The 2207-nt window shown below is 38.5% G+C and carries 1 protein-coding gene; it reads right to left on the reverse strand.

The window, feature by feature from the left end; translation table 11 throughout:
* On the reverse strand, positions 1–1959 hold a 1959-nt coding region (locus AMDU4_RS09980; protein ID WP_290704972.1), incomplete at its 3' end, for an ABC transporter substrate-binding protein.
* Between the last annotated feature and the right edge of the window lie 248 nt (positions 1960–2207).

A 2207-nucleotide genomic window follows, 5' to 3' on the forward strand; every position in this document is an offset into this window, starting at 1 on the left:
GTAATTAGCATATGCTGTATTAGTATGTAATGCTGCACTGGTGTTAGACCCATATGATATGTACATAATATTATAGAAGTATCCCATAAATGCATTGTACTGGAAATTATGTACATAAGGCTGTACAAAATAGTAGGCATCAGGCATTGGAAGCCATGCATATGCATACTGATCGTATACAATTTTAGAAACGTTCTTCATTTCCTGTTTCTGGGCTGTTGAGTTGAGGAAGTCAAGATTTGTAAAATCCTTCTGCAGGGTACTGTTATCGACCCATGCCTTATTCCCTATGCCTCCATTTGTAATATCATATACAGCAGCAAGCTGCTGTCCAATAGGGTCTGAGAAATCTGGTTCCCAACCTAAATCAACAAAATGAGGCGTCACATTGGCAGAATTCCATGTTCCTACTGTGCTTTCAGTAACATATGTCGATGTAAATTTTAACCCTATTTGGGCAAATGACCCTATTGCTATGGTTATCTGCGCACTTTCAAGCCCGGAGGGGGGTGATGTGCCAGTTATAACAAAATCATGGTTTGATAGGTCATTAGTGGAGCTCGTAGCACCTATCTTAGTTCCATTTGGAAGTTTTACATAGAATCCCATTTCCCTTCCTGCAATGCTTAGGTTCTGTGTAGCCGCAGTGAGGTTTTGTGCAGGCGGTGTCAGGTTATCCGGGTTATAATATGCATTGCCATACTGCGGGGATAAGGGACCCAGCTCGCTGTAAGCCATTGGACTTCCGTTATAGTTATTGTCATATGTTTTGAGTTCTGCACTGTAATTCAATGCGTTATATATGGCTTCCCTAAAATGTGTATTGTTGGTGTACGACCTCTGTACATTCATGGATATATAGAAAGTGCCAAGAATCTTTGTGGATTTCACGAGATTCCCATTTGCCTGGCTTTTGTTGTAGAATCCATTTATTATATCTTTGAATGATGCAGGTGATACAACGCTGATCTGCGAACTATTGTCATCAAAGGCTTCTAACCTATCAGTATGGCTTAAGCCATATTTTATCACTATTTCAGGTATGTGTGCAGGTTGGGCAATTGAAGGGACCTGGGAGGAATGTCCATCAACCCAGTATGCCTTGTTTTTTGCTAAAGTTATGGTATTAAGCCCTGATGAAGCACTCCTTAGTATATAGGGGCCAGAACCTATAGCGCCGTGTAAGTTAATATATGAATTTTGCGTATTGTAAACAACTCCTCCATGTGCATCTACATATCCAGGGTATAATATATCACCCCACCATCCAGCGACATCCTGAAGTAGAAACGTATAAGGCTTCATGGTATTTATTTTTACAACGTGTGTTGAATTAACAACTACAGCCTGGTGTGGGTATTCCATTACCTTCATTTCTGTATGATTATAATTGAAATTGGATAGTATTCCATCGAGATCAATTGCGGCCTGTTTATACTGGCTCGAGAGATTTCCGCTCAGTGTATAACCAGCATTTACCAGGGCAGCCCTCAGTCCCCATGGAAGAGCAATACTCACATTTCCATAGTTGGTGTTGTTAAACAGTATATTTGGATAATCAGCAACATATGGACCCTGTGCCATTATAATTCCACGGTAGAATGAGAACCATACCGAGCTAGCGTTTACAGGTTCGCCATTGCTGAAATTGGCATAGCTTCTGAGTTCGAATGTATAATTCTGATTATTTATACTTGTAATATTGGATGCAAGCACAGGAACTACCTGTGTGCTGCTTGATCCATTAAATTCCGTTAAACTTTGAAACATTGCAGCAAAAAGGGGACCATTGGTTGTAAAAAAACCACTTGCTGGATCAAGTGAACCTGGAGCAGCTGTTTGGGCTGTGTCCGTAAAAACTTTGGAACTATGGCTAAACAGGGCAATAGAAACACCTGCAACAATAATAATAGCGGCTATCACTATTGCCACAACTATTTTAGTTTTTTTTGTTGACATTAAAATATATTAATAGTATTATATATAAATATTACTATGTATTTCCTGACATAATGATATACATAAGGCTAAAATACTAATAGTAATTTCATTCAATTCCAATATGTTTGAATTGTCAATATCGTCAATATCATTAAACTTCTTGCAGTGAATCGACGGTCATTTTATAGAGTGTTTTTCTTTGCAGGATTGTTTTACTTGGATACTTTGGAAAATATTTAGACGTTATTAAGCTGGATGAAAAAATC

The organism is Ferroplasma sp. Type II (genome assembly GCF_000496155.1).